The following is a 26421-nucleotide window of genomic DNA, read 5'->3' on the forward strand; positions in this document are numbered from 1 at the left end:
CCGCGAACGCGCCGGTCACCGGGGTGTCGGCGGGGACGAGCCAAGGGAGATCACTATGATCGACTACACGACCAGGTGGTCCCTTCCTCGTGGCAACCAGGTGGTCCCTTCTCCCTGGCAAGCGACACACAGGTCTTCGGCGAGGGCGCAGCGCTGCACCCGCGGTTGGGTGGAACGGAATCCGCACAAACCCATGTTGGGACGCGCCGACCGACACAGCTGCCGGGGGCGCGCTGCCGGGCGGGTGAGGCCCGGGCGTAAGCAGGGCAGCCTGGTCAGCGACGCACGATCAGCCAGGTGGCGATGGCGGTGACGGGGTGATTGCCGATGATGTGCTGCCGACTGCACGGAAAGGTGATCGAGTCACCCTTGGACAACGTGACGAGCTCCGACTCGAACTCGATGGTCAGCTCCCCGCCGTGACGGTGCCCACCTCGTACCCCTCGTGCTTGAGGAACTGTCCGTGAGCCGTGGAGACGGCGTTCGGCGGGTAGGTGGACTCGAAGAACTCCACGTCCGGCGCTGGCACCGGTGACAGCCGTCGGCAGGTTACTCCTCCGCTGAGCTGTATCGGCGCGAGCTCCCAGGCCCTCCCGATCGCGAAGCCGGGCACGGAGGCGTCGGCACGGGGCCCCTCCTGTGTGTCGAAGACGGCCACCGGCGGCACCCCGATGGCCTACACGTACGCGATCAGCCGGCTCACCGAGGGCCGCATCGGCACGCGCTCGATCTGTGACACCGCGCTTGCCGAGATGCCCAGCTCCCGCGCCACTGCCCGCAATGCCTTCCCGGACCGCGCGCGGAGCTCGCGCAGCCGCCGACCGCGTCAAGGTCGGTACGGCTCTACATGGCCTCCGTCACAAGGGATGGACGCACTACGACCCTCCTCGTCCTTTCCGAGGTGGTGAGCCCGTCCGACATCGATATCGAAGCCCTCCTGAGCGCTCCCGACTCTGAGCCAGGCCTTCCTCTCGGACCGGAGCCCGCCCCATCGAGCCAGGCAAATCCGACCGAATTTTCCCCGGACTATAGAGAGGCCCAGAACACCCACACACCCGTGATCTCCCGCGACCCGCCCCATTCTGCACGGCGGATGATCGTCTGGATACCTGTCGAATCACGAGAGGGGCCGAATCGGTTGGGGGTGTGGCTGACCTCCTCTACCTCCGCCATTCGACGGACACACAGACCAACGCCCGCCAGAAGCGCGGGCAGGCTACTCCCTACGCATCACCGCCCCGCTGACACTCCACCAGTCCCTGATGGAACAGTGCGCCGCTCTCACACGGGATGGCTCCACATCGGCCGGGCGCAAGGCCGCGTGTATGCAGACCGGATCGCCACGGCCACACGGACATCCTGACGAGGCGTCGGGCACCCGTTCCCCCAAGGGGGAGGGCGTCGCCAAAATTACTGAGAGTTACCTTCCTCTGGTGACATCAACTCTTGCGGTAGGCCATCTCCCGTGCCTCAGCGTTCACAGGAGTGGCGGAAGGCTGAGCGGCCGTAGACGATAAGTAGATAATCTATTTCAGAACTATCTGCTAATGTCCTTCTTGTTGTAGCGGCTTCCACCAGAGGAGATCTCGATGTTCACGCGTGCCCTCATCGTCGACCCGTCCGCCCCCGCAGGCATCGGCTTCGGGGAGATCGCCGACCCCGTCGCCGGTCCCGGACAGGTGCTCATCGACGTGCAGTACGCCTCGCTCAACTACGCCGACATCAATGACGCAACCTCTGGACGCGTTCCGGTCGGCGCAGCGCTGGGCCTCGACGCGGCCGGGTCCGTCCTGCAGGCGGCGACGGACGGCTCCGGCCCTGCCGTCGGAACCCGTGTCGTGCTCTTCGCGCAGGGGGCGTTCGCGGAGCGGGTGGCCGTCGATGTGTCGGCGCTGGCCCAAGTCCCGGACGGTGTTGGGCTGGCCGAGGCGGCCGCACTGCCGACGGCGGGCCTGGCCGCGCTCCGCTCGCTGCGGGCCGCCGCGGCCGGACCCGGCAAGCGCGTGCTGGTGACCGGCGCCTCGGGCGGTGTGGGACGGTACGCCGTGCGTCTCGCCTCCCACGCCGGGGCGTACGTCATCGCTTCGGTCGGCTCCCCCGCGCGAGGGGACGGCCTTGCCAAGGCGGGCGCGGATGAGGTGGTCGTGGGCTTGGACGACGTCAAAGAGCCCGTCGACATCGTCGTGGAGACGGTCGGCGGACCCCATCTGGTCGCGGCCTGGGGACTCCTTGCTCCCGGCGGGACCCTCCAGTCCGTCGGGTGGACCTCGGGAGAGGCTGCTGTCTTCTCGCCGTATGCCACTGTCGGCCCGACCAGGACGCTCGCTTCCTATGTCAACGAGTTCGGAGCCGCCGCCGACCTGGCCGAGCTGGTACGGCTCGCGGCTGAAGGCGTCCTGGTGCCCGAGATCGGCTGGCGCGACTCCTGGGAAAGCTTCGCCGAGGCGGCCGACGCGCTGCGCGGCCGTCGCGTGGCAGGAAAGGCGGTATTCGACCTCAAGTCCCGCGATTGACACCCTTCCGTCTGAAATGCGGCCTGGCGTGGGTCAGCGGGCTACGTCCATGCGCTGTGTGCCGATGACCGATAGCAGCCGGTCGGCGCGATGCTCGGTCCAGTCGGCCAGCGCGGCCGTGGTGGCGGGCGTGTGCCTGGGCAGATCCAGCAGCCCGAGCAGGGAGAGCAGCCGCGCCGCGTCCTGTCCGGCTGGCTCCACGCGCAACTGCTGGTGGCTGACCGCGATGCTGGTGCGTACGGCCAGGTCAGCATAGTCCAGTAGGTCGAGCCGCGGGATCGCGTCGGCCAGCCGTACCGGGAGGTCGGAGAGCGACCAGTCGGGACGGGCGGTCAGGCGGGCTCCCGCGATGCGCAGGGCGAGCGGGAAACCGCCGCAGAGCCGTACGATCTCCCCCGCCGACTGCGGCTCGGCATCCACGCGGTCGGAGCGTCTCGGCTGAAGCTGCGCGGCGGTGAGACGCTGACGTACACCTCCTTTAACCCATATTGCAACTGCGTAGTGGTCACAAGGCTCTGGTAGAGATCCCTGCGCAAGGCATGCAACCTATAGGGGCGCAACCGCGCTCGCAGATCGGCGCGGCGCTTGCGCAACCGCTCGCTGGCTATGCGCCCCCTTTCGCGGAGCTTGCCCGGATCAATGAGGTCGATCACTACAGCGAGCCCTGCTGCGAACTGCATGACCTTGCCGATGCGCCCCCATAAAGCGACCGGCATGTTCCACCACAGGGGGCGTGCTGCGACTGACTTTCCGTGAAACCACAGAATCCAGAGATCGAAGGGAAGGAAAACCACCACGAAAAGACCGGCAATGATCAGCCCAAAAATGATCAGATTGAACAGGCGCCCGGGTGAGATAAGGGTGGCGGTGGGCGACGGAGAGCGGGCTGGGCCGTTGAGCCATACAGGCACTGAGCAATCTTGAACTAGGTTGGCCAACTCTGTCCATCAGACTATTCCGCGCAGAGGATGATCTTTCGGAGTAAGTCGAGTTTGGCGCGCCCGTATCGGCTGCGCTTGATGGCCTTAATGACCCGGCACACATCGCCGTTGTCGCACTGATCGTCGCCGTCTCGGTGGCCTTGCCCCTGCAGCGTGAGGGGATGCCCTGGCGACGGCCTCGCAGGAGCTGACCACACTGATCACCGCGCGAGAATCGTACTTCCTCCACCTCAAGCAGAGCACCGACGCCCACGGGGCGATGCGGCTCCATTGCCCGGCAGCGGGAACCTGAACGACGGTTGTGGGGGTATGGCGGCAGTGATGTCGATGAGATTTAGTCCGACGACTCCTCGTCAGCCGGGATGGTGAAGAGGCGGATGTGCACGGGGCGGGCATCCGAAGGAGCGTCCTCCGGACGCTGCCGGGTGTACCTGAGGAGCAGGGCGACGTACTCGTCATGGAAGGCGTTCAGCTCCTCCTTCGTCATGTGGGCCAGCCCTCTCGAGCCCTTCGTCCAGTCCGGGTCGGCGCGATAGGCGGCGGGGAAGCGGTCCATCAAGGCACGGTCGTCCTCGTAGCCGATCCGGTGGAACTCCATCAGGACCGCGCGGTCTTCGGGGGCGAGTTGGTCGGGGTGGGGGGCGCGCAGGTCGCGCGGGCCGGAGGCGCGGCGCCACCAGCGTTCCCGGCCTGAGGAGCGTTCGGGGATCTCCTCGATGAAGCCGTACTTCTCCAACTGGCGCAGGTGGTAGCTGGTGGTGCCGGTCTTCGCGCCGAGCAGTTCGCCGAGGGTGGTCGAGGTGGCGGAGCCATGGATGTTGAGGTGGGTGAGCATGCGGCGGCGCATCGGGTGGGCCAGGGCCTTGAGCCGGCCGGGGTCGCTGAGCACGAACGGCTTGTCGAGGTCCTGCGCCTCGTGCGTCGTCTCCTCATCCTCCATGAGGAGCAGGCTAGTACTCGAGAACGATATCTGCAGACATTGCTTTGCCGACGTTTCTCTGCAGACTAGTCTCTGTCATATGCGAAAGATCTTTGCGGCCGTCGCGATGGCCGCCACGGTGTTAGCGGCCCTCCCGTCGCCGGCGGGAGCAAGGGCCTATGATCCGGGCTTGCCCGGCCTGCCCGCGGACCTGGTGGCGCAGGATGTAAGCTTCCGCGGCAGCGGCGGGTTGGACCTGCGGGGTAGCGTGATCAGCCCCGCGAACGCCCGGGCCGGGCGGGCCGGGCTCGTCCTGGTGCACGGCGCCGGGGCCGGGACACCCAGGGAGAAGCTGCTGGCCGAGGCCGTGGCCTTCGCCCGGCAGGGGTTGTCGGTGCTGGTCCACGACAAGCGCTCGGAAGGGTACTCGCTGTTCACGAGGTCCTACTCGCAGCTGGCGGACGACACTCTGGCAGCGGTGGAACTGCTGAGGAAGCAGCCGGGAGTCGATCCCGGAAAGGTCGGTGTATGGGGGCTCAGCGAGGGAGGATGGGTGGCGCCGCTCGCGGCCAGCCGCTCCAAGGACATCGCGTTCGTGATGGTCGTGGGGGCCAACTCCCTGCAACCGTTGCGCCAGCAGGCCTGGGCGGTGGCCGCCGGACTGCGGAAGGCAGGCGTGGAGGGGTCGCTCGTGGAACGAACCGAGCCGACCCTGTATCGGGCGATCGCCGACGGCGGGATGTTCCCCGAGCCGTACTACGACCCCGAGGCGGTTCTCATGCGGGTGCGGCAGCCGGTGCTGGCCATCTGGGGGGTGCACGACTTGCTGACCCCGCCCAGGGAGACGCCGCCGGTGTTCGCCGCGGCGCTGGAAAGGGGCGGCAACAAGGCGTACACGCTCCGGTTCTTCGCCGATGCCGATCACGCGGCCCATCGGACGCCGGACGGCGGAGTGACGCGATTGCCCGAACTTGCTCCCGGATACGCGGAGCTGGTCGGGAGCTGGGTGGGCGAGGCGACGTCCGGGAGTGCTCCCGTGGCGCGGATCTCCGGGCCCGCGCCCGTCCAGGCGGACGACTCCGTGGGGGTGCCGCCTGCCGAGTGGTGGGAGTCGGCGCTGGTCCAGGTCGTGGCGCTGGTGATGCTTCTGGTGGCGTTCGGGGGATATCCGGTGGTCGCCCTCGTACGGCGGGTCCGGGGACGGCGGGACGTGGAGGTGGTCAAGGCCGCCCGTACGGCCTGCGCCGCCGGGCTCGCCGTCGTCGCCGGGGCGTTCTCGTACGTGTTCTACGTGATCATGACGGGCGGGAAGCTGGCCGCGCCCGGGCCGCTGGTGGCGGGACGGCCGGCGGTGTGGCTCGCGCTGCAGGCACTCGCCGTGCTCACCGTGGTGGCGGCCGTCATGACAGGGGTGCGGTGGCGGCGGATCGCCGCTACGGGCGAGAGGGTACGCCTGGGGCTCGTGGTCGCCGGTGGCGCGGTGTTCCTGCTGTGGGCGCTGTACTGGGGACTGCTGCTTCCGTAGAGCGTGCGGAGACGGGGTTACAGGCGCCGGATGCACGTGACGGACGGGTAGGGATCAGGGCCGTGCCGCAGCCCGTACCTCCTGCTCTGGGTCGTCACCGAGTAGTCGGCCGGGTGCTTGCACTGGAACTCGATGCTCACGTGGCCGACCACCTTTCCCCACGCCTTCTTGCCCTTGCACGACGTCTCCTCCAGGCCGCCCACGATGGCCGTCTCGGTGCCCCCGAAGATGGACGTGCGCTTCTCGGTCCTGGGGGCGGTCAGGCAACTGCCGCGCTTGTACGCCGGGCCGACCTTCGTGGCGTCCTCACCGGGGCCGTGACCGTCGTAGCAGGCCCGTTCCTGGACGTCGCCGTCCTCGATGAGCGTGCAGTCGCCGACACGCAGGACGCCGCCTCATCTGCGATCACCCCGCCTGCCCGGTGATGATGTTCGCCGAGCAAGTGGACGGACTGACCGTCCAATACCGGCCGCGCACCGTAGGGTCGCGGGGCCTGCTGGAGCGGGTCGCGCTAGCCTTGGCCGGCCGCGCGGGGGCCGAATGCACCCCCAAACCCTGGGAGACACCTTCAGCGTAACTCTGCTGGACGCCCGCGACCACGGTCTGGCCGCCACGCCGTACCACACGCTGGACCTCTGCGTGTTCCCCGTTGAGGGTGATGGCGGGAGACTGGAGAGAGACCACCGCATACGGCTGGCCGCAGCAGTCTGGACCACCGGGCGTGGCCATGGCCGAGCCACCGCGCCCGCAGGAGACAGGGCAGCGAGGCCAAAGAGGAGGTCTTCAATGCAAAGGATCACCAATCGACGGCGACTGGCCCTCGCCACTGGGGCGGCTGCCGTCACACTGCTGGCCTTCCCCGGTTGCGGGGGCGGTTCGAGCGCACCTGAGGCTCCTCCCGCCCGCGAGGTGACCTCGTCGCCTGCCCAGCAGGGAAGTATGATCAACGTGACGGTGAACGAGTTCTCTTTCGTGATCGCCAAGCGAGACCTCGCCGCAGGCACGTACACATTCATGATCGACAACGTCGGAAGCGCGCCCCACGCGATGGCCCTCGAGGGCCCCGCTGTGGGCACCCAACAGTCGGACGTTGTTGACGGCGGCAAGCAGACCGAATGGACGGTCACCCTCCAAGCCGGCACCTACGAGGTGTGGTGCCCGGTGGGAAACCACCGCGCCCAAGGCATGGAGACCACCCTGACCGTCAAGTGATCACTGCGGGCACGGCGCGACGTGGCGCCCCGGTCGGCACGTACGCGATCCCACTCGCCGGAAAGCTGCCTCCCGGCACGAGCGTGGATGGCGTGGACATCGGCGGCCTTCCGGAAGGCCATGATCGTCTGCATCGACCCGCTCTCGCCGGAGAGGCGATTCGGCGATGATCCGCACGCGCTCGATCGGCTGATGGACGGGCTGCGCTCCCACCGTCGGCGAAACAGGTCACCTGCGATCTTCTTCTGGCGGCTCACCACGAAGCGGGTCACTTGGCGGCGAAGTCCTGGGTCCAGTAGATCGCGCCATCGGAGTCCTCGACCGCGCCGACCCCGATGAGGGTGAACTTGCAGTTCATGATGGTGGCCTTGGTTCCGGAGTTGCCCATCCAGGACTGCACGACCGCGGCCGGGGTGCGCTGGCCCTTGGCGATGTTCTCCGCCCACCTGGTGCCGCCGGTAAAGCCGGCCTCCTTGATGCGGTCCGTGAAGGATCGGCCGTCGCGGGAGGTGTACGAGAAGTAGTTGTACTCCGCCATGTCGGCCGAGTGCCCGCGGGCGGCCCGGTGGAGTTGCGGGTGGTGCTTGAGCGCCCGGCATCCCTTCTTCGCCCGCCGGGCATTGACCAGCCGCACGACCATGTTCTCCTGCGCCGTTCCCACTCTGGCGGCGCCGGATACGGACGCCGAGGTGGCCGACCCGAACAGGCTGGGCGAGCCGGACCGGCCGACGCCGGAAGCCGGGGACGCCGTGACAGCCTGCGCCGTGCTCACGGGCGCGGCGATCGTGCCCAGGGCAGCGGCTGCGGCGAGTAACCCAAGGGGTCGGCGCATAGGAAAGTCCTCCAGTTGCGGTAGACGCTGGACGGCGGCGGTAGGAGCGGCGGCATGGTTCTGCTGAGCTTGTGCGGATCGGCGTCCTCGAAGTGGGACTCTAGCTACAAGAGGGCGTTCAGGTCTTGCGTCACAACATGATCTTGAGCAGCCTCTGCTCACGCCTGATTATCGGCCCAGCCATAGGATCTATTCGTGCAGCCGGATAGGTGTGCCGGCAATGGGCGGCGCGGTCTCCGGTCCTGCGGCACCGATCGCGACCTCCACGTCGGCCGTCCGGCTGTCCGAATCCGTGGCCGCTGGTTCCGGTCCGTTGCGGAATCGGTAACCGGTCGACCGGAGGTGCCGGTATTCGAATATAGCCAGCACCAGCGCCGTGGCCGCGCCGCAGAGGTTCAGCATGAGCCACAGCCAGTCGGGCACGCCATTGGTGTCGCGCGCGATGATCTCCTGGCCGCTGATCAGCAGCATGAGACTCGTTGTGCCGATCGGTGCGAGCAGCGGATGGATATCGCCCATCCAGAATCCGGTGCGCGCTGCCCAGTAGATCGTGCAATACCAGAAGCACAAGAACCAGGGAACGAGGACAATCGCCAAGCCTATCGCGGCGAGCAGCCAGAGTGCTGCTGCCCCCGAGGCGTTGAGGTCGATGTCACGCTGAAATTGGACGTCACCGTTGGCGAGGGAGTCGATGTTGAGCTCACCGGCTGCGGCGAGGATTAACACGATCGGCAGGTAGAAGAAGGCCAGTGCGAGCGCCGCACGTCCTATCAGAAGCAGCACGCCGGGCAGGAGTTGGATGCGGTGGCCGGAGCGGGTCACGATGAATATCACGAGGATCGGTAGCGGCAGCAAAACCAAGGCAAGCCGCCCGGTTTCCATCGCCTTTCGGATGATGTTGGCCCAAACGTCCTGGTAGCGGGAGGTCGCTATCAGGATCACGCCGAGGCCGACCACCGATCGCCAGAACGCGAGCCGGTTCAGCATCCGGTCTTTGCGCAATGGGCCGACCCGGGGTTTGAACAGGAACTTGGCGGTCATCCATGGAAAGAGCACGGTGGCGATGACGCGCCTGGCCGCGTGGCCATCATCGGGGTCGGGCCTGCGGCCGTGTTGCGGTTGTACTGCGGACATCTGGCTCCTTTGCGATATCAACTCGGCACCGCGGACGCTCTGGTGGTTTTGGACGGAGAAGCCAGTGCTCGCAGGAGTTCGGAGCGCGGCCCCATCGGAGTCAGACGATATTGAGAGTGATGAGCACGCTGAGGGTCACCAAAAGCAGGCCGGAGCCCGTCAAGATCCGCCCCATGGCGGAACCGCGCTGACCGCCGGTGTCGATGCGGGCATGTCGCAGCTTTTGAGGGTCGTAGAGGATGGAGACGCGATCTCCTGGCCGAGGAGTGTTGGCCTCACCGAACTTCGAGGTGACCTCGACCTCGTGGCCTTCGAGGGTCGTGAAACGGAAGATCGGCTTGCATGTAGAACTGTCAGGGTCACGACTCTGCGCCAGACCAGTGATTACGCCGGGTACCCGAACCCCGCGGGCACGGAGCCGTCGTGCGCTGATCAGCAGCCAGGTGCCGTACGCCAGGTATGCTAACCCAAAGAAACAGATCAGCGCGGGTGACGATGTCGATTCCAATAAGGATCGCCTTTCGCTCAGGTGAGAATCAGCCGTGCCAAAGGGTTGGTTTCCCGCGTGCCATAAGGCTCGGTAAGGTGGTCTGCCCCTGCTGCGGTTCTCCTTCATGTACGTGATGTTCAGATGTGGAATAATTTCTTTAGGCGTTTGACTAAGTTGCCGGCGGGTTGGTTCATGCGTGTGATCAGAGTGTGAGCGGCGTCACATTGACGTTTTTGCGGGCTGATCAATACGGACAATAAGGCATTCATGGCTGCAAACGATCCGATCTGGAAGGCGTTGTCCGGCGCTGATGACCATGTCAATCTCCATGGCCATAGAATGTATGTGCTAATGACAGATCGTGTTCACGAGAGTGAGCGAGTGCCGAAATCGTCGGTGCGGGATGAAGGTGGCCGAAGTGCCCTGCTCATCGGAGGGGTCGGTGATCAGCGTGGCGTCCACGTAGATGACGATCCACCCGGTCAGCACCTTGCCGGCCACCCGTAACCAGGGGAAACCTGTCTCTGCGGCGGCGATCAGGCCCCACACGTGGCGCCGGACGCTGGCCCTGGCCTGAGGGTAAGTCTCACGCGCAGCAACTCATCCCTTGCCGATCGGTTCCAGCGCCCGCCGGATGGTGGAGTCCGACGGCGGCGTATCGGACACCTGCTCCTGGTGGGCCGGGAGAGCCATCTGCCGCATGCTGGTCGCTCCCAGCGCGATCGCCGCTGCGAGCGGACGAGCAGCACGCCCCGGTCTCACACCGGGGAGCCACCGAGCCGCGCGAACACCCCGCCCAACCCGCCGGTTGACGCCCGATCTAGCCGAGTGCCCCCGGGCAGGGCCGAAGTGTTCTCATGTTGTGAGACCGAGTAGCTGAGGGCCGTCGTCGGGGCGGCGGTAGTCGTTGGTGGCTGCAAGCCCTTTCATCCTGGGCAACCGGCGGTCTCCTCGCGCCTCGGAGTCGTCCTGAACCATAGGCGTGCCAGTGGCGTCGAACTCTCCTGAAGGCGCGGCAATCACGCGCCCGCTCGGCGGGGTGGAGAGTGCGATGGCGGCGGGTGATCCTGATCGGCTGGGTGGATACTGGGTGGCGCGGCGGCTGGGCGAGGGCGGCCAGGGCGTCGTGTACGAGGCCTACGACGACGCGGGAGGCCGAGTAGCGGTCAAGGTGCTCCGGTGCGGATCCCGGGGCAAGGATTTCGCCCGGGAGGTGGCTGCGGCGCAGCGGGTGGCCTCGTTCTGCACCGCGCGGCTGATCGCGGCGGACGGCTCGGGCGACCAGCCGTACCTGGTGAGCGAGTACGTCGAGGGACCGAGCCTGCGCCGGGCCGTGGAGGAGGGCGGAGTGTTCTCCGGCGACCGGCTGCACGCCTTGGCGATCGGCATCATGACCGCGCTGGTGGCGATCCATGAGGCGGGCGTGGTGCACCGGGATCTGAAGCCGGACAACGTGCTGCTGAGCCCCGAGGGCCCGCGGGTGATCGATTTCGGGATCGCCCGTACCCAGGAGATGTCGCATTCAGCGTCCAACCAGGTGCGGGGCACTCCGCCGTACATGTCCCCGGAGGTGCTGAGCGGCGAACGGGCGGGGCCCGCCTCGGATGTGTTCGCGTGGGGGGCGGTGGTGCTGTTCGCGGCCACAGGACGCAGCCCGTTCGAGGCGACGACGATGGGCGCGATCATGCATCGGGTGCTGACGCTGGAGCCGGACTGCGAGATGCTGCCACCGGTGCTGCGCTCCGCGGTGAGTCGCGCCCTGGCCAAACCGGCGCGGGACCGCCCTCTGGCTCGGGATCTGCTGCTGGATCTGCTGAGCGGCCGAGGCGGGCGCGGGCCTGGCGGAGCGCTGCTGGATCGCGGGTTCAGCGCCGCGGCGCGGGCGCGGCCGGCGGTGATGGTGGCCTCGCCGCCGTTGGGGGCGGTGGCGGAGAGGATGTACGACGCCCTGCCCTCTGCCGAGCGGGCGGTGGTGCCGGACATGTTGCTGCGGTTGATCCAGACGGGCGACGGCGGCGAGGACGTGCTGCGGACCGCCGATCCGGCGGAGGTGTGCGTGGGCCGGCCCGGCCACGAGACGGTCCTTACGGCCTTGCTGGGGGCCGGCCTGGTCGTCAGGCATGACGCCGGAGTGCGGCTGGCGAACGCGGCGCTGCCCCGGGCATGGCCGCGATTACGAGAGTGGCTGGAGGCTGAGCGGCCGGGGCTGGCGATCCACCGGCGGCTGAGCGAGGCGGCGCGATTGTGGGACCTCCACGAACGCCGTCCGAGCGACCTGTACCAGGGCAGCGCCTTGGAGGTCGCGCGTACGTGGGCGACCGGCGGGCGGCGCTATCTGACCCTGAGCCCGCTGGAGGACCGGTTTTTGACCGAGGGGCTGACGGCGGCGGCGCGCCGGTCACGGCGGCGCCGCCAGGTGACGGCCGCGCTGGCGGCGCTGACACTGGTCGCGTCGGGCGCGGGCGTGTACGCCGAGGCGCGGCGGCGCGAGGCGGTGACCGAGAGGGCGGCGGTGGCGGCGCACCTGGAACGGGCGGTGGCCCGGTCGCTGGTGATCCGCGCGCAGGGGATGCGGCTGGCCGATCCGCGCACGGCGATGCTGCTGAACGTGGCGGCGTGGCGGATCGGCCCGCAGGAACCGGAGACGCGGGCGGGATTGCGCGAGGCTCTGACGCATCCGGCCCGGGACGTGTTCTCCCCTCCGGACGCGGCCCCCGGAACGGTGTACGCGCTGAACACCACGGGCACGATGCTGGTCGGAGTGCGCGAGGGCGTGGCGACGGTGTGGGACGTGGCCGGGCACAAGCGGGCCGGTCGGGTGACGGGCGTGGGCGCGGGCGTACGGCAGGCGGCCCTGAACCACGACGGTTCGCTGCTGGCGGTGCGAGACGAACGGTCGGTGCGGCTGTGGGATGTACGGTCGGGGCGGCCGGTGGGCACCGGGTTCGGCGGCGGGTACACGTTCCTGGTGCAGGAGTCCATGCGGTTCAGCTCCGACGGCAGATTCCTCCGGCTGCCCTCGGGGATGGACGTGCCGAACACGGTGTGGGTGGATGTGCGCACCCGCCGGATACTCCGCGCGCCGGGGGGCGCCCTGGTGGACGAGCTCGGCCCGGACGGCAGGTACGCGGTGACGGGCCTGAACTCCGTTGACACCTCGCGGGTGCGGGTGTGGGATCTGGTGTCGGGCAAGCGGCGCACGCTGGAGTTCCTGGAGGACAGGAGGGACGTCACGGATGCGTTGTTCAGCGCGGACGGCAAGGTCTTCGCCACGGTGCGCGATGGCGCGGTGAGCTTCTGGGATCTCGCCACGGGCAGCGCGCTGGACTGGACGTTCGCCGACGGTGCGGGCACGCGCCATGTGGCGCTGTCGCCGGACGGGGCGCTGCTGGTGACCGACGACGACGACGAGATCGCGGTGTACCGGACCGCGGACGGCAGCGAGCTGTCGCGGGTGCCGTTCGCGACGTCGGGGGTGGAGGCGCCCTCGGCGTTCGGCGTCGACGGCAGGACGCTGCGGCTGCTGGGCCAGAACGGGACGGTGCTGACGTTGCGGACGGCCGAGCCGGGCGGTGCGCGGGCCGCCGAACCGGTGAGCGGCGCGCTGGGCGGGACCACGGCGGCGGCGGTCATAGGGACCCGGCTGGAGGTGCGGAACGCGGAGACCGGCGGGTCGCCGCGATCGTTGCGGGTCGCCGCCGAAGGGGATGGCGCGGACGATCCCCCCTGTTGCGAGGTGGCGGTCAGCCCTGACGGCTCGCTGGTCGCGGTGGGCGGATTCCTGAGCCTGGCGGGGGCCGACCCCAAGAGAGCGTCGGTGGCGGTGCTGGACGCGACCGATCTCACGGTCAAGGCGGTGTTCGCGATCAAGCAGCAGATGGAGGGGGTGTCGACGCTGGAGTTCGGCCCGGACGGCTCCTCGCTGGCCGTCTCTCCCACCCAGGTGGGCGATCTGGACGAGGGCAGCGAGGCGCCGATGGAGCTGTGGCGATGGCGTACGAAGAAGGGAACGTTGCTGCGGGAGGCGCACGCGAACCAGCCGGTGGCGTTCGGCCCGGACGGCCGGACCTTGGTCACAGGGAGCGGAGCGGTGATGGAGATCCCGTCCGGGCGCGTGGTACGGCGGCTGGACGCGGGCGTCCCGGTCTTCGGCCCCGGCGGCAGATCACTGGCGATGGCGGGACCGGCGGGAATCACCGTGTGGGACACCCGCACTTGGCGGCCGTCGGGGGTGCGGCTGGCGGCAAAGTCCGCGTCGGCGCCCGCCTTCTCCCACGACGGCCGCACGCTGGCGGCGTCCACACCAGCCGGGGTCCGCCTGTGGGATGTGGCGACGGGACGTTCCATGGGGGCGTTCGCCGCTGGAGAGGAGGCGGTGGACCTGTCGTTCGCGCCCTCGGACGGGCTGCTGTACACGGTCGGGGTGCGGGGTGAGGTGCGGGCGGAGAAAATGGATCCGGCACTGACGGCGACGGCGGTGTGCGCGCTCGCGGGACATGAGCTGTCGCCGGGAGAGTGGCACCGCTTCGTCCCCGAGCTGCCCTACCGCCGGGTCTGTGCCCCCTCGACCCAGCCGGGACAAGCACGATCGTGGTCATGACCAGAGGATGGCGGCACCCGCCCGCGGCTTCTCGGCTCAGCCCTTGGCCGCGCCGTAGATCTCCCGGTGCCACAGGTCCTCGCAGAGCCGCTCGATGCCCGAGGCGAGGTGGCGGCGGTAGGTGGTGAAGGGCAGGCCGAGCCGCTCGGCAGCGACCTCCTGCGTCGGGGCACCGCGCAGGAATGTCATGGCCAGTGCCCGGTGCAGCTTGTCCGCGCGCGGGTCCCGGCGCACGGTGTCGACAGCCTGCTCCAGGATCCGGCGCAGGGCACGGGCGGGGTCGGGCTCGGAGTCGTCGGTGACGATCCGGCAGCGCGTGAGCGGGCTGGCGGCCAGTTCGCCGGGCCGGGACAGGTGGCGCAGCGCCTTGCGTACGGCGTCGCCGAACTCGGCCTGGGACAGCACCGCCAGCGCGGGGCAGGGAATCGCCTGGACGTCCTGCGGGTCGCCGAGCAGGAGCCGGTTGAGCCGGTTGAGCCACGCCTGCGCGGGCGCCGCCCGCCAGTCGTGGGCGTACAGGGCGTACTCGGCGTCGCCGAGCCAGGCGTGCTCGCCGACGTCGTGCATGTCGTAGTGTCGCAGGTAGTCCCGCATGGGGTCGTCGCTCCGCATGGCCATGAACGACCAGGCCACACGGTCCGCGCGCAGGCAGTAGCCGATGGACCGCCACTGGACAAGGTCCATGACCGGCGACATGCCACGATATTCGGGGCGCACCCATGTCCGGCCGACGGTCAGGTGCTCTCCGGGCCGCAACGGGGCGAGCGCGCGGGCATTCGCCCAGGCCGTGGCGACGATCGGGTCGAGCGCTGCCTCCTCCTCGGACGGCTCGTACAGCCGTAGCCAGGAGCAGAAGCCCACCAACTCGCCGGTCTCGGCCCGGCGGTAGAGGCGGAAGGCCTCAGGTTGGCGAGCGGTCCAGTAGGCGACTGCAGTGGCCGACGCCTCGTTTTCCACCTCGGCCGCCATCCGCACCAGAGCCTCGGTCTCCGCGGGGCGGAAGGCATCCTCGTACGCCTCGCCGTCTCCGCGCCAGCTGTTGAACTCCGATGTCGAGCCGACCGCACGGTGCAGGTAGAACAGCGAGCCGACGGCCCCGAGTACGAAGGCGTCGGGCACGGCGCGCGTCTGGGCGGCGAGATAGTTGCTGATGCGCTCGTGCATCGCGGCGTATCCCTGGGGATCGCGCCAACGCAGGTCGGCCTCGAGCACCTCGCGGACGACGTCGTGCGGGAACAGCCCGCGCGGGCTGGACTCCACGAACGGCAGCCGCCGCAGCCAGGTGAACAGGGACGAAGCGTCCTCCGGCAGGATCTCGCGCAGCAGGTCCTCGGTGGTCATGTAGGCGTGCGCGCAGACCTCCAGCGCGTGCCGGTGCGTGGGGCTGGGCACCTCGCCGACGAGCTGGTAGAGCAGGGTGGCGACGACGTTCTGCGAGGGACTCCAGCGCGCGCTCGCCCGACTGTCCTTGGTCGCCACAGCCGCCCCTAGGGACAGGGCGAGGGGGTGGCCACCGGCGAAGGCCAGCAGCGGCCCGCGTAGCTCGTCCGCCACGCCACGCGCCTCCAGCAACGCGGCGGCGTCCGCCGGGGCGAGGTCGCGCAGCGGCAATACCCGCAGCGCCTCGGACCAGCCGGGGTCGGCGGTCCACATCACGTCCGGGGGGACGCGCCCGGCCACCACGACCAGCGCGCCGAGCGGCAGGCGTGGCAGGAACCGCTCGCGCAGCCAGCCCTCCAGACCCTGGACGCGCTCGAAGGTGTCGATGACGAGCACCGCGCGCTCGCCGGCGAGCACCGGCGCCGCCTCGGCCTCGAAGGCCGCCGGGGTCGGATCCAGCGTGCGCCCGTCCAGCGTCGTCACCTGGCGTCCGAGGGCCGCCGCCTGTTGAGCAAAGCGGTGCAGCAGCGCGGTCTTGCCGACGCCGCCGGGGCCGTGCACGTACAGGACGCTGTGGGAGCCGCGCAGGGCGTCGGTGAAGACTCCGAGTTCTTCCTCTCGGCCCACGAACGCCCGCTCCCGCACCGCTTCCAAGCGCTGCTGCAACACCCCGAGTTCCTGCCCGTTCCCCGAACGCATGGGAGTAACAGTAGTCATCCGCGTATGAGGGGCAGGCGTCCTGGAGTGTGTATTTATACGCATGTGGCGCGGTCGCCGCGGGCGAGCAGGCCCGCGGTCGCGTGTCCTTTCGCTGTCTTATGGCGACATGGGCTACTGCGTGGCTCGCCAGATGGTGTGGGTGTCGAAGACGGTCTCGAACCGCTGCGCGATCCCGTCCAGGAGGTGCCAGACATGGACGAACCTGGCCGCTGCTTCCTTACCGGTCGTACGATTCACGCCGCGGTACTCGCCCTGGGCGAAGAGCTTGTCGCCCACGGGGGTGAGCTCGAACGTGGTGATCGTGAAGTCGGACCAGTCGACGGCGATCGGCGCCATCGCCTTTTCGAGGACCTCCTGGGGGCCGTGGTAGGTGCCGCCGGTCGCGCCGCCGGCCGCCACCGTCCACGTGACGTCCGGCGCCAGGCGCTCCATGAACCCCTGCATGTCGCCCGTGGCCAGCGCCGAGTAGATCTCGGTGACGGTCCGGCGGTTGATCCGCTCGGTCGGGGTGAGGGTCTTCGTCTCGGTTTCCATCGTGTGCAGCTCCTCAGTCGTCTGGTGTGCTGCCAATAGCCGACTACGAAGGACTGCTCATTTCCCAGGCCGTCCGGCCGCCGATTTCCGCCCACCCGCGGTGCCGGAGCGGTGCGCTCAGGCTTGTCGCGTGGCGGCTGTGCGCCCAATCGGGGTCAGGGGATCAGCAAGGTCTTTCCGAGGGTCCGCCGCGCGCCGATCGCGGCATGCGCGTCAGCGGCGCGTTCCAGCGGGAACGTCTGTCCGATGGCCGGTCGCAGACGCCCGGCCGCACCGTCGGCAGTGCCTGCACGGACATTTCGTCCATGGCGGCCGGTGAAGGGAAGGCCGCCGCCATGGCACCAGGCTTGCGCAGTGCGCCCGTGGTCTCTCAGCGGCTGTCGCGGGCGGCGCGGTGGATGAGGTCGGTGACCGCCGCGGGTTCGGAGACCGAGACCGCGTGTGAGGCGTCCTCGATGGTGACGGTGCGGGCGTCGGCGCGTTCGGCCATCCACCGCTAACGAGTCGGCCTATGCGTGTCCCCAAGAATTGCTGGCTGATGGTGGCAGCCTGGGTTCGTGACGCGCTCTGCTGAGTTGAGTGACGGGGGCAGCAGAGGGACCCCGCACCTCGTGATCCTTGCCGGCGATCCCCACTGACAAGATCACAGCCCCACTCGTCCGCGCGGCTACAGCGTGGCGAGGAGGCGATGGACGGCTTCCTCGTCGCCCTTGATGGCGACCGGCAGATCCTTCAAGGGGCGTTTCTTGATGACCAGCGCGGCGAACGAGCGCAGGTCGGTGTCGATCACGGCGGCGGGATCCGCGGGATCGGCGCGGTTGATCGTGAGCGTCCCGTCTGAGACGCGCACGCTGAAGCGGTCGTCGCCCAGCCGTACCGCGATCGTGGCACTCAGCTCCGGGTCCGCATCGGGGTCGAAGTGGCTGCGCAGGGCGAGCATGAGCGCGTCCACGCTGGCCGTGGCGTGCGGGTCGCGGCGGGGTGAGCGCCTGCCCCAGCGGCCGAGGTGGATCAGGACGGGCTCCAGGTCCAGGCCCCACTCCGTGAGCTCGTAGACCCACACCGCGGCGGGCGGCCCGAGCTTGCGCCGCTGTACGACTCCTGATTCCTCCAGCTCGTGCAGGCGTTGCGACAGCGCGTTGGAGCTGGCGTTGGGCAATCCGGCCTGGAGCTCGGTGAACCGCTTGGGGCCGAGTAGGAGCTCCCTGACGATGAGCAGGCCCCAGCGCTCTCCGATGAGGTCGAGGGCGTGCGCCGCGGCGCAGCCGTCGCCGTACTTCCGCTTTCCCGTCACAACCCTCAGTTTACAGGAAAGAGAGAAGATACTTGTTTTTAAGGAGTACCTAGAGAAATATTGCAAGTGAATCGAAGGAGTGTGTGATGTGACCAGACAGACTTGGGTGCTCGCGTTAGCGTCGCTGGGCGCGTTCATGATCTCGCTCGACAGCCTTGTCGTGACCACGGCGCTCGGCACGATCAGGCAGGACCTCGGCGCCTCGCTCGAAGAGCTCGAGTGGACGGTCAACGCCTACAACCTCAGCTTCGCGGTGTTGCTGCTGACCGGTGCGGCGCTGGGTGATCGCTGGGGGCGCCGCCGAGTGTTCGCCGGTGGCCTCGCCGTCTTCACCCTCGCCTCGGCAGCGTGCGCCCTGGCGCCCGACGCGAGCTGGCTGATCGCGGCTCGCGTGGCTCAAGGAGTCGGGGCGGCCTTCACGATGCCCCTGGCGCTGACGCTACTCTCGGCGGCCTTCCCGCCGGAACGCCGCGGGCGGGCGATCGGCCTGTTCAGCGGCGTGGCGGGGCTGGCGACGTTCGTCGGTCCCTTCGTCGGCGGAGCCATCGCCGCGGGGCCGTCCTGGAAATGGATCTTCTGGATCAACGTGCCGGTCGGGGTGCTCGCCATCGTCGGCGTCCTCGCCAAGATCGACGAGAGCCACGGCCCCGACAGCCAGCTCGATCTCGTGGGGCTCCTGCTGGCGACCGCCGGCGTGCTCGGCCTCGTCTGGGCGCTCGTCCGCAGCGGCGCGTCGGGCTGGGGCAGCGCGGAAGTGCTCGCAGCGCTGGCGCTGGGCATCGTGCTGATCGTCGCCTTCGCAGGCTGGGAACGCCGCGTCCCCGCGCCCATGCTGCCCATGCGGCTCTTCCGCAACCGTGCCTTCACAACCGCCAACCTGGCGAACTTCGCCCTGTTCGCGGTGCTGTACGGGATGTTCTTTTTCTTCGCACAGTTCTTCCAGACCGCTCAGGGCGTCGGGCCGCTGGAGGCGGGGCTGCGGCTGCTGCCCGCCACCGGCGCGCTGATGATCGTGGCACCGGTGGCGGGGGCGCTCGCCGACAAGGTGGGCGAGCGCGTGTTCACGGTCGCCGGGCTCGGCCTGTGGGGGATCTCTTTGGGGTGGCTCGCGCTCGTGGCCGATCCTGGCGTGCCGTACTTGCAGATTCTGCCGTTGCTGGTCGTCGGCGGGGTCGGTGTGTCGATGGCGATTCCGGCGGTGCAGAAGGCGGCGGTGGGTGCGGTCGCGCCCGCGGAGATCGGCAAGGCGTCGGGCGCGGTCACCACGCTCCGCTTCCTCGGCGGTGTCTTCGGGGTCGCCGTTGCCGGCATGCTCTTCACGAGCACCGGCGGGTACGGCTCGCCGCACGAGTTCAGCGCCGGGTTCGCCGCGGCGATGGGCGGCGTGGGCGTGATCGCGCTGCTCGGCGCGGTGGCCGCGCTGGGCATGCCGGGCCGGCGACGCGTTCCGACGCCGGAAAGGGGAGCCCGTGGCATGACCCGCACGCCATCGCCGGGAACGGAGCCAGTGGCATGACGCTCATGCCAGCCCGCACGGGGAGTTCCGTGAGGGCCAGGCGGCTCCTGGTCGCCGTCCACGTCCTGGTCACGGTGAGCTGGCTCGGCGGCGCGTACGCCACCCTCGTGCTCGCCGTCTCCGCCACATCAGCTTCCTACGCGCTCATCCAGCTCTATGACCTGGCCATCGTCGTCCCCTTGGGCCTGGCCGCGCTGGTGAGCGGGGTCGTGCTGGCGGGCTGGGCGGGACTGTTCGCCCAGCCATGGGTGGTGGCCAAGCTGGTGCTGACGGTTCTGGCCCTGGCGGGGTCGCTGCTCCTCCGTGCCGGGTTCGTGGTCGACGCGGCCGCGGGCGACGCGCGGGCCGCCTCCCGGGTGGTGACCGGATCGGTGGTCATCCTGGTGGCGCTGGTCGCCATCGCACTCCTCGGGATGTACCGGCCTTGGGGTCGCCGCGCAAGCAGGCGCTGAAACTCGGATGGCGGCCGAGTGCTTCGGGGCTCCGACGCATCACCATCAACGCACTCCCGTCACATTCGCCCGTTGGTCGGATTCGGCGGTCAGGTTATCCGGTGCCACCAGCACTGGGGTCGGCCAGCGTGACCATCGTCGCGAGCAGCGTCGTGTATACAGTGCCGGGTTCAGCGGATTCCTCCCAGCCCGACTCTTCCCCGGCCGCCGGATTGGTTTCCGCCGCCGGAAAGAACAGCCACCACAGGTTGTGCCAAGGGTCGAGGAACCGGGCGATGCCGTACCCGCCGTAGAAGGGAGACACCGGAGTGACGACGGTCGCACCGCGTTCGACCGCTCTGCGCATCGTCTCCTCGGGGTCGGCGACGTACACCTGGGTTAGGGCCGGGGTGAACGGCCAGCCGGCCTTACGGTCAGCGACCATGAGCAACGAGTTGCCGATTTTGACTTCGGCGTGGATCAGCGTTCCGTCTCCGGTGTAGAAGTCAGGGGTGCGGGCTTCCACCCGCTCATTCGCATCAAAGACAGCGACGAGGAAGTCGATGAAAGGCGCGGCTCCGTCAACGACAACGAATCCGTTAACGGTGTTCTCACCCCGGGGTTCGGGATCTTGCTGAGTCATCTCCATGCCGCGAGGCTAGAGATAATTGCGGTCAGTTTCTTACCGCAATAGCGGCCCAGGGACGCCCTGCCGGGTCCAGCTCGTTGGCTTGGACCGTCTCTATAGCGGCCAGCTTGGCCCGGTCCGGACCGCTGCCGGTGTCCAGGCCGGCCCAGCGCCCCCTCACCCTGCAGAGCACACTCATCGTCCCACCGCAAGCCCACGAGCGCTGCTTCTTCTCACCGACATCGTTCCCGCGCTGAACGATCGCTGTCGCAACTGACCTGTCCCGCGACAGCGAACCTTGAGTTGTGACAGCGAAGTTTGAGCGGTCAGCGCTCCTGGTTGTGAACAGGCCGACCACGGTCACGGAAGATCTCACCCGGGGCGCCCGTGCTGAGCACGGCGGGGATGGGCACGGGCAGGAGCGGGTCAGCCGCGGCAGCCACTCGCAGCCCTTGTCTACGTCCCCGACGCCCCGCTCGACGCCGCAGGCGGACGGAGATGTGGTCGCCGAGCCGGTAGACCACGTTGAGCGTCCCGCCCGAAGGAACTTCTCGATGGGAAGACCCAACTATTGGGGAATTGCACGGTCAGCAACCGGCGTACGAGGTGCTCGTCGATGTGCGCCTTTCTGTAGACCGAGGGCAATATCGGCGCTTTTCTCCCCGGCGCGTCAACTCATTTCGGCCGCGCGCCGTTCGGTATTCGCCAGGATGAGCTCGCCGATCCGGCGGGGAAGGCCCGGCGACAGGAACGAATGCCCCATGCCCGGAATCACCTCCATGCGCGCGTGCTGGATCTGGGCGGCCACGGCCTCGCCGTGCGGGAGCGGGCGCAGCGGGTCCTCCGTGCCATGAACGACCAGCGTGGGCGCGGTGATCAAGGACAGCGGAACGAGTCGGTCGCTTGTCATCACCCGCCCGGCCAGGTCGTGGTTGAGCGCCGCCGCCGGGTCAGCCGAGCCGTCGAGAGTTTCCTCAGACAGGCGCCGCGCGGCCCTCTCGTCGAAGGGCAGGGCGTCGCCGTTCAGCACCCGCCACAGCTCCACGTTCACGGCGACGAGCTCCGCGCGGGTGGTCCTGGGCATCGCCGCCGAGCGGGCGAGGAAGCCCAGGAAGCGCGGCGCGGGCGGCGGCAGGTCGGCGGGGTCGGGGCCCTGGCCGGCCAGCGCCCGCGCCCAGGCGGGGCCGGCGTCGGCGCCCATCGGACCGGTCATGATCAGGGTCAGTGTGGCCACTCGCGCGGGGTGGTGCGCGGCCAGCCACTGGCCGATCGCGCCGCCGAGCGAGGCGCCGGCGACGTGGGCCGAGGTGAGGCCGTACGCGTCCAGCACCGCGATGGCGTCGCCGGCCATGTCGGCGAGCGTGTACGGATGGACGGCGAAGTCCACACAGCTCGACCGGCCGGTGTCGCGATGGTCGAAGCGGATCACCTGCCGTCCACCTTGGACAAGCGCGTCCACGAGCTCATCCGGCCAGCCGATGCCCGGCGTGGAGGTGCCCATGACGAGCAGCACCGCCGGATCCCGTGAGTCGCCGAATCGTTCGCTCCACAACCGCAAATTCCCGGACTGAATGTACGTCCCGTCTATGGCAGCCATGGCCATCAATATAGCTAATTCCGCACTTCATGCGCGAAAATGCAGAATTTCGATTCTTATGGTATAATAGAGTTATTGCGAGCGATTGAGTGTGGCATATTATGATGGCCAGCTTTTCCGACAGGCCCACCAGCGCGCGAGACGGCCAGTTCGTTTCCGATCTCCTCGAGCCGGTCACTCGTTCTCCCGGCTGGTAGCTACCGCGTGGCCACGCGCGACCTTCCTCCACCCTTGGCGTCAGGCTCGGGCATTCCGTCCAGGTGGCGGCGCATCCAGTGCGTGAGGAGGTCCGAACTGGCTCCAAGCAGCGCGGCGATGGCCGCCCGCTCCTGGTATCGAGGGCGAGCGGCCTTTTCGTTTGCCTGCTCATGCGATGGGGGCCGCGACGATGCGGTCCTTTTGGGGATCGGCGGGTGATGTGTCCGGTCTGCTACCGGCCGCTCAGGGGCGACGCGGTGATCTCGAGGTAGCCGGGAAGTCGGCGGCTCTTCATGTCCGCGACAGGATGAGCGGATGGCGTCAGAGGCCGAACATCGGACGACACGCTGTCATCCCGTCAACCCTTACGGAGTGCCGGTTCTGCTGAGTCCACTTCTGCCTGGTGAGCCGTAGACGATCGGACACGAGGGCCTCGTCACCGCGGGCGTCCACCGAGACGCCGTCGTGCTCGTAGCCGAGCTTGCGGGACACGCCTTGCGAGGCGTGGTTGTCCTGGAACACCTCGGTACGCGCAACACGTGCGTCGAGGTGGTCGAAGGCCAGGGTGAGCAGGCCGACCCGGGCCTCGGTTCCGTAGCCCTTGCCTTGGTGTTCGATGCCCAGCCATGAGGACGTTGTGACCTCCCGAACGACGAGGAAATCGCGTGCTCGAAGGGTGACCACGCCAAGCGGTTGGCCGTGGTGGAAGACCCCGAGTCCGAGCTGCCACGCTGCCACGCTCCATCCTGCGAGCTGGCTCCAGTGTCCTTGGAGCACAGACCGTGCGCGATCCTCGGGACCGCCGTCGGTCCACGGAGTCAAAAACGGGCGCTCGTCTGCCCGGTGCACGCCTTTGCCTGCCAGATGTGCGAGTGCCGCCAGTTCTTCCTCCCGGGGCAGGCGGAGTTCAAGTCGTGGGGTGAAGATGGTCAGGCCGTATTGGGGCCACAGGTCAGAAAGCACGGGCCGGATCATGACGACCAAGTCCACGCCACGCAACTGAATTACTGCCGAGATCAGGATTGTCATCGGCATGTCACCCTGCCTCGCCCTTGCGCCCTTGCGCCGCAGTGCTGCGAACCGCAGCCCGCCAGGTCAGACGCAGGTTGCCAGGAGCTCCGCGAGACGCTCCGCCGGGCTGTCCCAGCGAGCGTCTTGCGAGGTCGTGTTTTGGCCTCCGGTTAGTGACATTTTCACCGTACGGGGTATCTGCAACAGCGCAGATCACAGCGGTGGCGGCGGGCTCGTCTCGTCCCCGCCGGTACGTCGGAGGTTTCCTTTCCGTACGGAGCATCTGCTTGGCGTGGTGGTCAACTGGCCCTCGGTGTGGCCTGACCGATGAGTTTTGCGCGCCGTGCTGGTCTGTACGCCGAATACCGACTCACGGGAGGCTGACGCCATGCGGAAACTGACCTTCGGCATGAACATGAGCCTGGACGGCTACATCGCCGCGCCCGGCGACGACCTCGGCTGGAGCGTGCCGAGCGACGAGCTGTTCCAGTGGTGGTCCGACCGGGTGGACGCGACGGGCCTGGCGCTGTACGGGCGCAAGCTGTGGGAGACGATGAGCTCCCACTGGCCGACCGCCGACAAGCAGCCTGGCGCCACACCGGCGGCGATCGAGTACGCCCGCCGCTGGCGGGACATGCCGAAGGTGGTGTTCTCCTCTACGACCAGGGCGGTCGACTGGAACACCCGTCTGGTCACCGGCGACGCGGTCACCGAGATCACCAGGCTCAAGGCCGAGGACGGTGGCCCCATGGACATCGTCGGTGCCACACTCGCCGCGGCGGCCATGCGGGCGGGGCTGATCGACGAGTACGCGATCGTCACCCATCCGGTCCTGGTGGGCGGCGGCACGCCGTTCTTCACAGCCCTGGACAACTGGGTGAACCTGAGCCTGGTGGAGACCCGGACGTTTCCCGACGGCGTACTCCTGACCAGGTACGAGACCAGGCGCTGAGTACCCAACCTCGGATCGGCGCGGGCTTCGGGCCACCCAAGGATCTCGATGAGCACTGTCAGACCTAATCGCACGGATACCTCCGGGGTAGAAGTACGGAGGTTTTTCGATTTACTGGGGACTGGGAATTTGGAGCCCTGTCGCCGGCCTCGACGTGCTGCGGTCGTGTCCGGACGCTGGCCTGGTCTCTTCCGGCCGTGGTGGTCAGGTGGAGATGTGGCCTCACTACCCCCATGGACCTGCACCTTCTGCTTGGGTGGCCGACATCGATGTCTCCGATCCCCGAACCGTCAAGCGTGGCACGATTCGCGACTATGTCTTTGGTCGGCTCGTGCAGGCTTCACCCGAGGCGCTTCATTGATCGTCGAGAAAGAGCTCTTCGATCTTCAGGTTGAACAGCTTGGCGAGACGGAAGGCGAATGGAAGGCTCGGGTCGAACTTCCCTGTTTCGATCGCGTTGATCGTCTGCCTTGACACGCCGACACGCTGCGCCAGGTCAGCCTGCGTCCAGGCGCGTTCGGTCCGAAGGTCCTTGATGCGGTTCTTCATCGGTATCTGATCTTGCCGACGACGAAGGCGATCGAGTAGACGACTCCCAGGAGCACGGGGAAGAGTGCGATATTGACGTCGTAGGCGACGAGGCCGGCGGCGTCCGCGACGACGTAGGCGAATCCGCCGACCCACCCCACTCCGAGGGTGACCTCCAGCGCATCCTGTAAGAATTTCCGTTGCAACTCATCGAGTCCTCGGAGAAAGCGCGCGAAGGCGACGATCCATCCGATGCCGACGACAAGATTGGCGGCAACTGCGGTCCAGCCCGCCACCGGTTGCTGCGAATCCCATAGGAGTCCGGGACCGAACCTGGCCAAGGCAAGGGTCGCCACCCAGGCGAGTGTCCAGAGTACAAGTCGAACGGTTGTCTTGATCGAGTCCCCATAGGCCCCGGTCGCGTTGTGTGCTTGCACGAGGTGCCCTTCCTGCGCCGAGAAGTCAAGTACACTTGACACGGTAGAAGACGCCCGCGCCGATGTCAAGTGAACTTGACATCGGCGCGGCCGACCCCGGTCCGGGCGGCATGGGACGGCCGTCGGTTCCGCCTAACAACGTGCGCCCGCAGCACCGTGACCGCCCGGCCGCCGCCGGTTAGTCGGGCGCGACCATGCCGAGGTGGTTGCCGAGCGCCGTATGCGGCTCGGCGGCTGCGGCTTCGTCGGCGGTGTAGCGGTTGCGCTGACCCCTGCGCGCGACCCGACCTGATTGGGGAGCAGCGGTGCGGTGGCGACAGTATGCCCTGACAATCCGCGGCTGACCTCGGGATATGTCTTCAAGATCATCCCCCGTATGTCCCCTGATCAAGGTCCTACGGCTGCATATAGGTACCCTCGGCGGCCCATCAGGGGTCTGGGAAGCAAAAGACCTGCGGCAGAGAAACCGCAGGTCAGAGGCCAGAATGCCTGGTCGAGATGAGTGCCCCCGGCGGGGCGCGCCCCAAATCTTCGGCGCTTCTACCTGCGGTTTCGCACGGCCGCCTCATCGTTGAGGCTCCCGCCGAGGTGGTCAAGGGTGGTGCGGGGCGATGAGGACACGGTTCTTCTAGTCCTGCTCTGCTGACGCGTGGATTCGGTGGACGACCACGTTGCCCAGGACAACTGCGGTCCGGATGGCCAGTTGCCTTCGGGCAAGGCGATTGCCCTGCAATTCTCGCGTAGTGCCTGCTGGGGCCGATGGAGCAAGAACGCGGGCAGGGCTGGCATGCTTGAGCCCCCTACCTGCGGTTCCTCAAGTTGAGGATTTCCAGTCCTCTTGGATCATCGCGAGGGCTGGAACGAGTGTTCTTGGTGTCGTTCCCGTTCGGTTGACCCGGCTACTGTCGATGTGAGGGCTCAGGACATGCTTAACCGTTCGTTCTCGGGACACTATTGACAGATCGTGGCATGATGCTCGCCCAGAGTGACTGTGAAGTCGGGTGGCGAGCGTGGATCAGCAAGCTCTGG

26 protein-coding genes are annotated in these 26421 nt (G+C 68.1%); 8 read left to right on the forward strand and 18 right to left on the reverse strand.

The window, feature by feature from the left end; all coding sequences use genetic code 11:
* Positions 1 to 406: 406 nt before the first annotated feature.
* Both Q9G87_RS59270 and Q9G87_RS61300 read right to left on the reverse strand, forming a co-directional pair.
* A complete protein-coding gene (locus Q9G87_RS59270) occupies positions 407 to 658 on the reverse strand; it encodes a hypothetical protein (RefSeq protein WP_305925492.1) in 252 nt (83 codons plus the stop codon).
* Positions 659 to 676: 18 nt separating this feature from the next.
* The gene (locus Q9G87_RS61300; protein WP_371826022.1) at positions 677 to 814 is read right to left on the reverse strand and encodes a helix-turn-helix domain-containing protein; all 138 of its coding nucleotides are present in this window, start codon (positions 812 to 814) and stop codon (positions 677 to 679) included.
* 775 nt (positions 815 to 1589) lie between these two features.
* Here Q9G87_RS61300 and Q9G87_RS59275 point away from each other — a divergent pair.
* Positions 1590 to 2513 carry a zinc-binding dehydrogenase gene (locus tag Q9G87_RS59275; protein WP_305925493.1) on the forward strand — a complete coding sequence of 308 codons (924 nt, stop codon included), beginning with the start codon at positions 1590 to 1592 and terminating at the stop codon, positions 2511 to 2513.
* 33 nt (positions 2514 to 2546) lie between these two features.
* On the opposite strand, the gene Q9G87_RS59280 is transcribed toward Q9G87_RS59275, so the two are convergent.
* Complete coding sequence (locus Q9G87_RS59280) at positions 2547 to 2933, reverse strand: hypothetical protein (protein ID WP_305925494.1); 387 nt, start codon at positions 2931 to 2933, stop codon at positions 2547 to 2549.
* A gap of 855 nt (positions 2934 to 3788) precedes the next feature.
* A complete protein-coding gene (locus Q9G87_RS59285) occupies positions 3789 to 4394 on the reverse strand; it encodes an ArsR/SmtB family transcription factor (protein WP_305925495.1) in 606 nt (201 codons plus the stop codon).
* Between the two features lie 79 nt (positions 4395 to 4473).
* On the opposite strand from Q9G87_RS59285, the gene Q9G87_RS59290 reads away from it, so the two are divergent.
* Positions 4474 to 5898 (forward strand): alpha/beta hydrolase family protein, encoded by a 1425-nt coding sequence (locus Q9G87_RS59290; protein ID WP_305925496.1) that lies wholly within the window; start codon positions 4474 to 4476, stop codon positions 5896 to 5898.
* 17 nt (positions 5899 to 5915) lie between these two features.
* Here the strand turns inward: Q9G87_RS59290 and Q9G87_RS59295 are convergent, their stop codons facing one another.
* A complete protein-coding gene (locus Q9G87_RS59295; protein ID WP_305925497.1) occupies positions 5916 to 6038 on the reverse strand; it encodes a hypothetical protein in 123 nt (40 codons plus the stop codon).
* Here Q9G87_RS59295 and Q9G87_RS59300 point away from each other — a divergent pair.
* Together Q9G87_RS59300 and Q9G87_RS59305 are read left to right on the forward strand one after the other, a co-directional pair.
* Complete coding sequence (locus Q9G87_RS59300; RefSeq protein ID WP_305925498.1) at positions 6031 to 6219, forward strand: hypothetical protein; 189 nt, start codon at positions 6031 to 6033, stop codon at positions 6217 to 6219. The genes Q9G87_RS59295 and Q9G87_RS59300 overlap by 8 nt on opposite strands.
* A 618-nt stretch (positions 6220 to 6837) precedes the next feature.
* Positions 6838 to 7110 (forward strand): cupredoxin domain-containing protein, encoded by a 273-nt coding sequence (locus Q9G87_RS59305; protein WP_305925499.1) that lies wholly within the window; start codon positions 6838 to 6840, stop codon positions 7108 to 7110.
* A gap of 268 nt (positions 7111 to 7378) precedes the next feature.
* Here the strand turns inward: Q9G87_RS59305 and Q9G87_RS59310 are convergent, their stop codons facing one another.
* The 4 genes from Q9G87_RS59310 to Q9G87_RS59325 form a co-directional block, all read right to left on the reverse strand.
* Positions 7379 to 7942 (reverse strand): CAP domain-containing protein, encoded by a 564-nt coding sequence (locus Q9G87_RS59310; protein WP_305925500.1) that lies wholly within the window; start codon positions 7940 to 7942, stop codon positions 7379 to 7381.
* Between the two features lie 189 nt (positions 7943 to 8131).
* Positions 8132 to 9076: a hypothetical protein gene (locus Q9G87_RS59315; protein WP_305925501.1), complete on the reverse strand. Its 945-nt coding sequence runs from the start codon at positions 9074 to 9076 to the stop codon at positions 8132 to 8134.
* Positions 9077 to 9176: 100 nt separating this feature from the next.
* Positions 9177 to 9692 carry a DUF3592 domain-containing protein gene (locus Q9G87_RS59320; protein WP_305925502.1) on the reverse strand — a complete coding sequence of 172 codons (516 nt, stop codon included), beginning with the start codon at positions 9690 to 9692 and terminating at the stop codon, positions 9177 to 9179.
* A gap of 222 nt (positions 9693 to 9914) precedes the next feature.
* The gene (locus Q9G87_RS59325; protein WP_305925503.1) at positions 9915 to 10115 is read right to left on the reverse strand and encodes a hypothetical protein; all 201 of its coding nucleotides are present in this window, start codon (positions 10113 to 10115) and stop codon (positions 9915 to 9917) included.
* 502 nt (positions 10116 to 10617) lie between these two features.
* Here Q9G87_RS59325 and Q9G87_RS59330 point away from each other — a divergent pair.
* The gene (locus Q9G87_RS59330) at positions 10618 to 14166 is read left to right on the forward strand and encodes a WD40 repeat domain-containing serine/threonine protein kinase (protein ID WP_305925504.1); all 3549 of its coding nucleotides are present in this window, start codon (positions 10618 to 10620) and stop codon (positions 14164 to 14166) included.
* 36 nt (positions 14167 to 14202) lie between these two features.
* Here the strand turns inward: Q9G87_RS59330 and Q9G87_RS59335 are convergent, their stop codons facing one another.
* From Q9G87_RS59335 to Q9G87_RS59350, 4 genes are all read right to left on the reverse strand, one after another.
* Positions 14203 to 16245, reverse strand: coding sequence for an ATP-binding protein (locus Q9G87_RS59335; RefSeq protein WP_305925505.1), 2043 nt, complete (start codon positions 16243 to 16245; stop codon positions 14203 to 14205).
* Positions 16246 to 16377: 132 nt separating this feature from the next.
* Positions 16378 to 16800 (reverse strand): nuclear transport factor 2 family protein, encoded by a 423-nt coding sequence (locus Q9G87_RS59340; protein ID WP_305925506.1) that lies wholly within the window; start codon positions 16798 to 16800, stop codon positions 16378 to 16380.
* Positions 16801 to 16955: 155 nt separating this feature from the next.
* The gene (locus tag Q9G87_RS61305) at positions 16956 to 17174 is read right to left on the reverse strand and encodes a zinc-binding dehydrogenase (RefSeq protein WP_371826023.1); all 219 of its coding nucleotides are present in this window, start codon (positions 17172 to 17174) and stop codon (positions 16956 to 16958) included.
* A 293-nt stretch (positions 17175 to 17467) separates the two neighbouring features.
* The gene (locus Q9G87_RS59350) at positions 17468 to 18094 is read right to left on the reverse strand and encodes a winged helix-turn-helix transcriptional regulator (protein ID WP_305925507.1); all 627 of its coding nucleotides are present in this window, start codon (positions 18092 to 18094) and stop codon (positions 17468 to 17470) included.
* Between the two features lie 88 nt (positions 18095 to 18182).
* Between Q9G87_RS59350 and Q9G87_RS59355 the strand changes: the two genes are divergently transcribed.
* Together Q9G87_RS59355 and Q9G87_RS59360 are read left to right on the forward strand one after the other, a co-directional pair.
* Complete coding sequence (locus Q9G87_RS59355) at positions 18183 to 19610, forward strand: DHA2 family efflux MFS transporter permease subunit (protein WP_305925508.1); 1428 nt, start codon at positions 18183 to 18185, stop codon at positions 19608 to 19610.
* A complete protein-coding gene (locus Q9G87_RS59360; RefSeq protein ID WP_305925509.1) occupies positions 19607 to 20062 on the forward strand; it encodes a hypothetical protein in 456 nt (151 codons plus the stop codon). The genes Q9G87_RS59355 and Q9G87_RS59360 overlap by 4 nt, the downstream gene beginning before the upstream one ends.
* 94 nt (positions 20063 to 20156) lie before the next feature.
* Here the strand turns inward: Q9G87_RS59360 and Q9G87_RS59365 are convergent, their stop codons facing one another.
* From Q9G87_RS59365 to Q9G87_RS59375, 3 genes are all read right to left on the reverse strand, one after another.
* Entirely contained in the window at positions 20157 to 20690 is a 534-nt protein-coding gene (locus tag Q9G87_RS59365) for a VOC family protein (protein WP_305925510.1), read from the reverse strand.
* 649 nt (positions 20691 to 21339) lie between these two features.
* The gene (locus Q9G87_RS59370) at positions 21340 to 22266 is read right to left on the reverse strand and encodes an alpha/beta fold hydrolase (RefSeq protein WP_305925511.1); all 927 of its coding nucleotides are present in this window, start codon (positions 22264 to 22266) and stop codon (positions 21340 to 21342) included.
* A 519-nt stretch (positions 22267 to 22785) separates the two neighbouring features.
* Positions 22786 to 23493: a GNAT family N-acetyltransferase gene (locus tag Q9G87_RS59375; RefSeq protein ID WP_305925512.1), complete on the reverse strand. Its 708-nt coding sequence runs from the start codon at positions 23491 to 23493 to the stop codon at positions 22786 to 22788.
* A gap of 370 nt (positions 23494 to 23863) precedes the next feature.
* Here Q9G87_RS59375 and Q9G87_RS59380 point away from each other — a divergent pair, with 370 nt between their 5' ends.
* Positions 23864 to 24427 carry a dihydrofolate reductase family protein gene (locus tag Q9G87_RS59380; RefSeq protein ID WP_305925513.1) on the forward strand — a complete coding sequence of 188 codons (564 nt, stop codon included), beginning with the start codon at positions 23864 to 23866 and terminating at the stop codon, positions 24425 to 24427.
* A gap of 354 nt (positions 24428 to 24781) precedes the next feature.
* On the opposite strand, the gene Q9G87_RS59385 is transcribed toward Q9G87_RS59380, so the two are convergent.
* Both Q9G87_RS59385 and Q9G87_RS59390 read right to left on the reverse strand, forming a co-directional pair.
* Positions 24782 to 24976, reverse strand: coding sequence for a helix-turn-helix transcriptional regulator (locus tag Q9G87_RS59385; RefSeq protein WP_138709348.1), 195 nt, complete (start codon positions 24974 to 24976; stop codon positions 24782 to 24784).
* Complete coding sequence (locus Q9G87_RS59390) at positions 24973 to 25311, reverse strand: hypothetical protein (RefSeq protein WP_305925514.1); 339 nt, start codon at positions 25309 to 25311, stop codon at positions 24973 to 24975. The genes Q9G87_RS59385 and Q9G87_RS59390 overlap by 4 nt, the downstream gene beginning before the upstream one ends.
* Positions 25312 to 26421: the final 1110 nt, after the last annotated feature.

Source organism: Nonomuraea turcica, assembly GCF_030718205.1.
Taxonomy (GTDB): Bacteria; Actinomycetota; Actinomycetes; order Streptosporangiales; family Streptosporangiaceae; genus Nonomuraea.

Bases quoted from the DNA above. Each gene is read 5' to 3' on its own strand.
- Q9G87_RS59275 (WP_305925493.1), top strand. From the start codon at position 1,590: ATGTTCACGCGTGCCCTCATCGTCGACCCGTCCGCCCCCGCAGGCATC.
- Q9G87_RS59285 (WP_305925495.1), bottom strand. From the start codon at position 4,394: ATGGAGGATGAGGAGACGACGCACGAGGCGCAGGACCTCGACAAGCCG.
- Q9G87_RS59290 (WP_305925496.1), top strand. From the start codon at position 4,474: ATGCGAAAGATCTTTGCGGCCGTCGCGATGGCCGCCACGGTGTTAGCG.
- Q9G87_RS59300 (WP_305925498.1), top strand. From the start codon at position 6,031: ATGCTCACGTGGCCGACCACCTTTCCCCACGCCTTCTTGCCCTTGCAC.
- Q9G87_RS59305 (WP_305925499.1), top strand. From the start codon at position 6,838: ATGATCAACGTGACGGTGAACGAGTTCTCTTTCGTGATCGCCAAGCGA.
- Q9G87_RS59310 (WP_305925500.1), bottom strand. From the start codon at position 7,942: ATGCGCCGACCCCTTGGGTTACTCGCCGCAGCCGCTGCCCTGGGCACG.
- Q9G87_RS59315 (WP_305925501.1), bottom strand. From the start codon at position 9,076: ATGTCCGCAGTACAACCGCAACACGGCCGCAGGCCCGACCCCGATGAT.
- Q9G87_RS59320 (WP_305925502.1), bottom strand. From the start codon at position 9,692: ATGAAGGAGAACCGCAGCAGGGGCAGACCACCTTACCGAGCCTTATGG.
- Q9G87_RS59330 (WP_305925504.1), top strand. From the start codon at position 10,618: ATGGCGGCGGGTGATCCTGATCGGCTGGGTGGATACTGGGTGGCGCGG.
- Q9G87_RS59335 (WP_305925505.1), bottom strand. From the start codon at position 16,245: ATGCGTTCGGGGAACGGGCAGGAACTCGGGGTGTTGCAGCAGCGCTTG.
- Q9G87_RS59340 (WP_305925506.1), bottom strand. From the start codon at position 16,800: ATGGAAACCGAGACGAAGACCCTCACCCCGACCGAGCGGATCAACCGC.
- Q9G87_RS59360 (WP_305925509.1), top strand. From the start codon at position 19,607: ATGACGCTCATGCCAGCCCGCACGGGGAGTTCCGTGAGGGCCAGGCGG.
- Q9G87_RS59365 (WP_305925510.1), bottom strand. From the start codon at position 20,690: ATGGAGATGACTCAGCAAGATCCCGAACCCCGGGGTGAGAACACCGTT.
- Q9G87_RS59370 (WP_305925511.1), bottom strand. From the start codon at position 22,266: ATGGCTGCCATAGACGGGACGTACATTCAGTCCGGGAATTTGCGGTTG.
- Q9G87_RS59375 (WP_305925512.1), bottom strand. From the start codon at position 23,493: ATGACAATCCTGATCTCGGCAGTAATTCAGTTGCGTGGCGTGGACTTG.
- Q9G87_RS59380 (WP_305925513.1), top strand. From the start codon at position 23,864: ATGCGGAAACTGACCTTCGGCATGAACATGAGCCTGGACGGCTACATC.
- Q9G87_RS59385 (WP_138709348.1), bottom strand. From the start codon at position 24,976: ATGAAGAACCGCATCAAGGACCTTCGGACCGAACGCGCCTGGACGCAG.